The sequence below is a fragment of the Streptococcus sanguinis genome (assembly GCF_020729725.1).
Classification (GTDB): domain Bacteria; phylum Bacillota; class Bacilli; order Lactobacillales; family Streptococcaceae; genus Streptococcus; species Streptococcus sanguinis_V.
This window is the reverse complement of sequence record NZ_JAJEPA010000012.1, coordinates 751,530-759,417: the sequence shown is the minus strand read 5'-3', so window position 1 is coordinate 759,417 and position 7,888 is coordinate 751,530. Positions and strand designations below refer to the sequence as shown.

3 protein-coding genes are annotated in these 7,888 nt (G+C 45.3%); all 3 read right to left on the bottom strand.

The annotated features are described in order from the left end of the window. On the bottom strand, positions 1-6,388 hold a 6,388-nt coding region (locus tag K4I03_RS08960), incomplete at its 3' end, for a CshA/CshB family fibrillar adhesin-related protein (protein ID WP_227964813.1). 171 nt (positions 6,389-6,559) lie between these two features. After that, entirely contained in the window at positions 6,560-7,051 is a 492-nt protein-coding gene (locus K4I03_RS08955) for a flavodoxin family protein (RefSeq protein ID WP_227964810.1), read from the bottom strand. A 74-nt stretch (positions 7,052-7,125) separates the two neighbouring features. After that, entirely contained in the window at positions 7,126-7,845 is a 720-nt protein-coding gene (gene budA, locus K4I03_RS08950) for an acetolactate decarboxylase (RefSeq protein WP_227964808.1), read from the bottom strand. Positions 7,846-7,888: the final 43 nt, after the last annotated feature.

Genomic DNA, 7,888 nt, shown 5'->3' with positions numbered 1-7,888 from the left:
CAACAGTAGGCGTGTACTTAGCCGTCACTGGGGTACCATTCTTATCTACTCGCTTAACAACAACTGGGTCTGGTGTCCCAACAAATTGCTTGTCCGGTGTGAAAGTAACAGAACCATCTGGTGCTACTTCAAAGGTACCGACATTTGGAACTTCCTTGCGTTTGCTTCCATCATCGAAAGTCGCTGGAGTATCATTATCCAGTGGTACATTCGGGTCGCCACCGACAAAGTTTGGTTTACCCGTTTGTGGTCGGCCTTGTGGACCAGTGCTAGTTGACGTAGTAGCTGTTGGAGTTACTTCTTTCACTACCGCTTGGTATTTAACTGTTACTGGTGTGCCGTTGGCATCCACACGAATAATTCCTAATTCTGGTGTTTCACCCTTAAACTGTTTGTCTGGAGTGAAGGTCACAATGCCATCTGCATCCACTTCGAACTTACCGATATTTGGTACTTCTTTAATATTTTTTCCGTTACCAAATAGCGGAGTCGATCCTGCTGGGAATGGAACTAATTCATGGCCTGGCGTGAAGGTGACATGACCTTTTTGAACCTGACCTTGTAATCCTTCTGTCTTATCACCAGTACCTGTCGGAGTAACAGCTGTCACAGTTGCTTGGTAGTTGGCCTTGGCTACTGTACCATTGACATCTGTACGGCTGAGTTCAACTCCTGGTGTCTTACCGACAAACGATTTGACTGGTGTGAAGGTAACATTACCATCCGCATCAACCCCGAACTTACCGACTTTGGCAATTTCTTTGACGTTCGTGCCAGTATCAAATACCGGTGTGCTGTCGGTTGGGAAGCCGACTTGCGGACTTCCTGCTTCAAAAGTAACCTTGCCTTTTTGAACTTGGCCTTGAAGCCCCTCTGTCTGAGCACCTGTCGCTCTTGGAGTCACTTTTTCAACTGTTGGCGTATACTTAGCTGTCACAGGAGTGCCATTTTTGTCCACTCGCTTAACAACAACTGGATCTGGCGTCCCAACATATTGCTTATCTGGGGTAAAAGTAACAGAACCGTCTGGTGCCACTTCAAAGATACCGACATTTGGAACAACCTTGCGCTTGCTTCCGTCATCGAAAGTAGCCGGAGTATCATTATCCAGTGGTACTCCCGGAGTGCCGCTCACGAAGTTTGGCTTGCCTGTTTGTGGACGGCCTTGCTCACCAGTGCTGGTGATATTTGTTCCCGTTGGAACCACTTCTTTCACCACTGCTTGGTATTTGACGGTAACAGGAGTGCCATTCACATCTGCTCGAACCAATGTCAGCTCAGGAGTGATTCCCTTAAACTGCTTGTCTGGCGTGAAAGTAACCTTACCATTGGCATCCACTTCAAATTTACCAACGGTTGGAATCTCTTTAACAGTCAAACCATTGTCAAAGAGTGGAGTTGTTTCAGCTGGGAATGGTACAGAAGCATGACCAGGCGTGAAGGTGACATGACCTTCTTGAACCTGACCTTGCAATCCTTCTGTCTTATCACCAGTACCAGTTGGAGTCACCTTGGTAAACTCTGGACTGTAAGTCGCAGTGACTGGTGTACCATTCTTATCGACTCGTTTTACAGTGATTGGATCTGGCTTGCCTACAAACTGCTTCTCTGGCGTGAAGGTCACTGTGCCAGCTGGTGCAATGGTGTAGGTTCCCTGACCTGGAATAGCTTTCTTCTTACTGCCATCTTCGAAAGTTGGCTCTACTGCTTCATCAATCAGAACTAGCGGATCACCACCTTGGAAAGTTGGGGTACCCGTTTGCGGAAGACCTTGAGGACCTGTGCTAGTCACATTAGCTCCAGTTGGAGTGACTTTAGTGAACTCTGGACTGTAAGTCGCAGTGGCTGGCGTACCATTCTTATCAACTCTCTTCACTGTGATTGGATCTGGCTTTCCTACAAACTGCTTCTCTGGTGTGAAGGTCACTGTGCCAGCTGGTGCAATGGTGTAAGTTCCCTGACCTTGAATTACTTTTTCCTTTCTGCCATCGTCAAAGCTTGGCTTGACTGCTTCATCAATCGGAACTTGCGGATCACCACCTTGGAAAGTCGGGGTACCCGTTTGAGGGACACCTTGAGGGCCAGTACTAGTCACATTAGTTCCTGTAGGAGTTACAGATGTAACCGTCGCGATATAAGTGACTTTCGCTGCAATACCATTTGCATCTTTGCGAGAAATGCTAATTTCTGGTGTTTCACCCTTGAACTGTTTGTCTGGCGTGAAGGTGACATTGCCCTCCGAATCTACTTCGAACTTACCAACTTTGGCAATTTCTTTCACATTCGTACCTGTATCAAAGACTGGCGTGCTGCTGGCTGGGAATCCTACTTTAGGATCGCCAGCTTTAAAAGTTACACGGCCTTTTTGAACTTGGCCTTGCGGACCTTCTGTCTGATCTCCAGTTCCCGTCGGAGTCACAGCGGTCACAGTCGCCCGATATTTAGCCTTGGCTACTGTGCCATTGACATCTGCACGGCTGAGTTCAACTTCTGGTGTCTTACCTACAAAGGTTTTGACTGGGGTAAAGGTAACATTCCCCTCCGTATCAACCTCGAACTTACCTACTTTGGCAATTTCTTTCACATTCGTGCCGGTATCAAAGACTGGCGTGCTGTTTTCTGGGAAACCAACTTGAGGACTTCCTGGTTCAAAAGTAACTTTTCCTTTTTGAACTTGACCTTGAGGGCCTTTTGTCTGAGCGCCTGTTGCTCTTGGGGTTACTTTCTCAACTGTAGGCGTGTACTTAGCCGTAACAGGAGTGCCATTCTTATCTACTCGCTTAACAACAACCGGGTCTGGTGTGCCAACAAATTGCTTGTCAGGTGTGAAAGTGACAGATCCATCTGGTGCCACTTCAAAGATTCCGACATTTGGAACCTCCTTGCGCTTGCTTCCATCATCGAAAGTCGCTGGAGTATCATCATCCAGTGGTACATCTGGGTTACCACTGACAAAGTTTGGCTTACCTGTCTGTGGACGACCTTGTTTACCAGTGCTGGTGATGTTTGTCCCTGTTGGAGTTACAGCAGTGACTGTCGCCTTGTAGATAGCTGTAGCTGTGCTGCCATTCGTATCTGTGCGAGTGATTCTAATTTCTGGCGTAAGGCCTTTAAATTGTTTCTCTGGAGTAAAGGTTACATTTCCATCCTCATCCACTTCAAACTTACCAACAGTAGGTACTTCTTTAACAGTCGAACCGTTGTCAAAGAGCGGAGTGGAACCAGCCGGAAAAGCCACCGTTTGTTTTTGACCGTTGACTTGCGCAGAACCTTCTGTAAAGCTGACTTTTCCTCGCTGAACTTGGCCTTGTATACCACTGGTTTCAGCATTCGTTGCACTTGGTACTGCTGCTTTCACATCAGCCTGATAAGTAGCTGTTACTTCTGTTCCATTGACATCTACTCGCTTGATAGTCTCTGCGGCTGGACGTCCAGTATAAGTCGACAGTGGAGTAAAGATTACTAGGCCTTGATTATCCACCTGATAAGTGCCGACACCATCAACTGTTTTAGTCTGGCTGCCATTATCAAAGGTTGGCAACTTCTTGCTATCAATAGGCACACGATTATTGCCTGGACTGAAGGTCAATTGCCCTGTCTGAACTGCACCTTGAATGCCCTCGCTGCTGGCACCTTGAGCAGTTGGTCTAACAGGAGTCACCTTTGGCTGATAAACAGCTTGATGCGGAATACCTTTGCCATCAGTCAGCTGAACGGAAACAGGGTCTACAGTCCCAACAAAGTTTTTGTTTGGTTTGAAAGTAATCTTACCTGTTGCAGGTTGGACTTCAAAACGACCGACTTCCCGACCATTTGATAAAGCTGGAACTCTAGTATCATCTGTAGTCGCTCCATCTGCTTTCACAAATTTTACAGGATTTGCTGCAGTCGGACTTGCCGGAGTTTTGCCAGCATCACCATCATTAAAGACAGGCGTCTTTTCTTGCGTCAGTCCTTGAGCATCCGTTGTTTCATACTTAGGAACATTGAGCACGGTTGGCACATAGCGTCCATCCATGGTGTTGAGCTGGTCATTGACGGCTGCTTCAGCCTGATTCTTGGCAATCCAATCCGTACTTGCACCGTTAGTATCAAAACGACGGATGTTAATCCCCTGAGCTGTGCCGATAAAGCCTGCCTTAGGCTCATATACCACATCTACATCAGCACCGTTTGCAGTTACTTTATAACGGCCTTCAGCAGTGTTATACCAGCCTTCTGCATCAGCTGTCAGGGCATTTCCTCTCGCATCCAATACAATCGGAGCTTTAGTAGTATCAATCGCTACTCTCTTATTCTCAGTATTTTGAGCAATCCCCTGAGGAGTGAAATGAAGAGTGGCTGTCTGTTTCTGATCACGGATTCCAGTACTTTCCTTCTTCTCGCCTTTTGGTGGATAGGTCAGTTCAACTTCTAGGTCTTCCACCTCACCACTAAATGCAGTTCCAGTTGGCTTTTCAATATCTCCCTTGTTCAAGGCGATACGAACACGCATTCCCAGCTTGCTAAGTTCAGGATTAGTCATAGCTGGATTCTTCTTAAAGTTGACAGTATAATCTCCCGCAGTTGTTACCTCGGTAAATTCACTGGCTTCGTCTTCGTCAAAGACACCATTATTATTGAAGTCAATCCAGGCACGGACATAGGCTTTTTCGTATCCGTTAGCCGAAGCATGGATGCGGAGAGAATAATCTCCGTCACGCAGACGGTTGACTGGAAAGAGACCATTGGTTTTCCCGACTAAATCATCAGACAAGAGCTGATTAACACCTTCATCGGCCAACTCTGTATCATCATCATGTTTCCAGTTGTTGCCAGACGAGGTATCAATATCAGCCTCAACACGGCCCAAGAATGGCTGTGGATTTTGACCGCCAGTTTCTGCATTGTATCTTGAAATAGCATGAATCGCTTTTCCATAGGAATCCGGTGCATCACCTTCATCAATTGCCATAAAACCAATCATCGCAGCCTGCTGACCAGAAGAAGCTATGTAAATACCAACCTCTGAAGCACCACGAGTCATCACAAGTGGAATCGTATTATTTCTAGAAATGTTAGGTCCAAATACTTGACTTCCCAGTCCGCCAGTCTTTTGGTCAGGACTGACATAGGCCTGCCAATGAACCCCAGTACCGTCATCTCCAATAAATTGGCCTTCTGTAGTAGGCTTCATTGGCTTATAGGTTTCTGTAATCTCAGTAGTCACACCATTTGCGTCTGTAACTGTACGCTTCCACTCGGCCAAATGTTCCCAACCCTTACCATTGGTTGTAAAGATAGCATACTCGCCAGGGTTTGCCTCTTCTCCATCAGCCATGACAACGGTTGCTTTAACAGGCTTCCCACGATATCTAGCTTCAACTTTGAATTTCACACCATAGTTGGCTTCATCTTTAGGAACCTGCAGTTGGGTCTTACGGCCTTTAGTATCAATTCCCTCTGACTTAATAGCAGACCATTGATTTTGAGCAGCACCAGTAATTTTAGGGCGGTAATCATCACCATACCAATACTGATAAGCATAATTATTGCTATTGTTATACTGAAGCCAAGTATTTTTTGCATTGGGATCATAACTGCTTTCGTACTCAGTCCCCTTTACTCGGTCACGATAAATCTCTGTCGCATAGAAAGGTTTCAATTCAGTAACAGTCAGTTTGACCACATAGCCTGGAGAAATTTCCTTCTCATATACTGTTCCAACTTTAAAGGAGCCATCTTTATCTAGATTTCTCAGTGATTTAGTATCACCAAAATCTAGCCAGTTTACTTGCTTCATCAACTCATCAGAACGTTTCCTCACTGATTCTTCTAGTGTTGGTTTAGAAACTGTAGGATTAGGTGTTACATCTTGTATAGCAGAGCTAGCTTGACCAGCAGGACTGGCTGTACGGAATGATGTTCCTGCCTCCATTGGCTGGCCGTTACGATCAGACCTTGGCATAGCCGCAGAACTTGGTTTTGGCGTATATTGCACTGAATAAGGGCGCGTCCGACTAGCTTCAGCTGGTCTGGCTTCATTAGAGGTCTCAGCTGTTTGATTAGCTTCTTGTGCCTTTTCAGGTGTCGCTTGCTCTGGAACAGCAGCTGGACTTACCTGCTGATTTTGAACAGCACTTGCTTCTAAGTTAGCTGTTTCAGAAACAGCAGATGTTGCTGTATTCTCAAGAGCAGGCTGACTGACTGGCTGACTCACAGCAGAGTCCGTCGGTTTTTCTGGCAGTGAGATATTATCATCTACCGATCCGCTGACATTTTCATCTGCATTGACTGTAGCCGCAGTACCTAAAAGGAAAACGGTAGATAATAATACCGAGCAAACTCCGACATTTAATTTTCGAATTGAAAACTTATTTAAATGGGGGTTAAATAATTCTTTTCCCATAGAATCTCCTATATTAATATTTAATAGCAATTGGTATTATACAACATTTATATTTAGTTAGCCATGGATATGACTGTAGTTGAGGGGCATAGTGTCCAAAAATAGACACATAAAAAAAAGACTCCATTTTTATAGTAAAAAAAGAAGACTCACAAACGAATCTTCTCACTTTTAACCTTCTGATAAAACCTTATCTAATTTTTCCTGTAGGGCTGCTAATTCCCAACCATCAATTTCTTTTAGCTTATGATTGGTTACTGCCAGCCCCTCATATTCGAGTCCGCAGTTCTGGCAAAAGCGGCTCATCACGTAGTCCAGCATTTCAATTTCTTTGCTGGGCTGAGAACCTTGCAGGAGGAAAAATACCTTTTTGCCCTTAAGTGCTTCCTGCGGCTCATGTACATCAGCCACTCGGTCCAACAGAGTTTTTAGCAAACCTGAAAAAGACCACCAATAAATAGGACTGGTAAAGACCAGTACATCAGCCTGACTCAGTTGCTCATAGACTTGAAAGAACTGGTCGTTTTCTGCTGACTTGCCATATTGCTCAATGTGGTAGTCCACTAATTGAAGTGCCTCATAATCTCTATTCCGCAGAAAAAAATGCCCCAACTTAAAACTATTACCATTCCTATTCGGGCTGGCGTTTACCAAATAAATCATAGCTTTTCTTCTCCTCTATTCTTTTTCCAATTATATCAAAAAAGAGGGGAGCAAACAATGCCCACCACTGCTATTTATTCCGACTTTTCAATATCTTCTTTCATCTCATCCATGTTAAACTTAGCAAAGAGATACTTGCGATCTTGTACTGGGAAACGCTGATCCAGCTGGTCTACAGCACCCAACTCGACGACACCTTCCTTGATGACAAAGTCCATGACGTGACCGCCAAAAGTCAGATCGTCCGATACAAAATGCAGATGATAGCCTGCCAGACTGACCCCGTGGAAAATCTCAGGTGTCCAGATACCAACGATGGTGCCCGTGACATTTTCCTTACGATACTCAGGCTGGTTGACTGCTACTTCTGCAAACTTCCGTTCTGTCGTAGACTTGGGAATCATCCGAACATGCATGCGGGCGAAATCACCGTGAATCTTGATAGAGCGGAAAAGATTTTCGCCATCATAGTATGACCCAATCCGCTTTTCCAACTCCTTGTCATCCATCTCAAAGCGCTGGCGGAAAATGACCTCCGCCTGATGGGGAACGACTGCCGCGTAAGGCACTGTCATATCTGGTGAGACCTCAACCACTTCTGGCACTTCTCCAGACCCCTTTGCTTGGTAAGCCTTACCATCGAGAATAATAAGCTCACCATCAATAGAGTCCAGTGTTCCCAAGCCCAAATCTCCATACTGCAGCAACTCCCCAACAGTCATACTGCCGTCGTAAAGACCAGCCATCAAGGCTCCCAAAGTATTATATTGAAATAATTTGATTGGTTCTGCCATTCTTTTTCCTTAATCTTTCTCTTCTAAAAATATTATTGCCCAT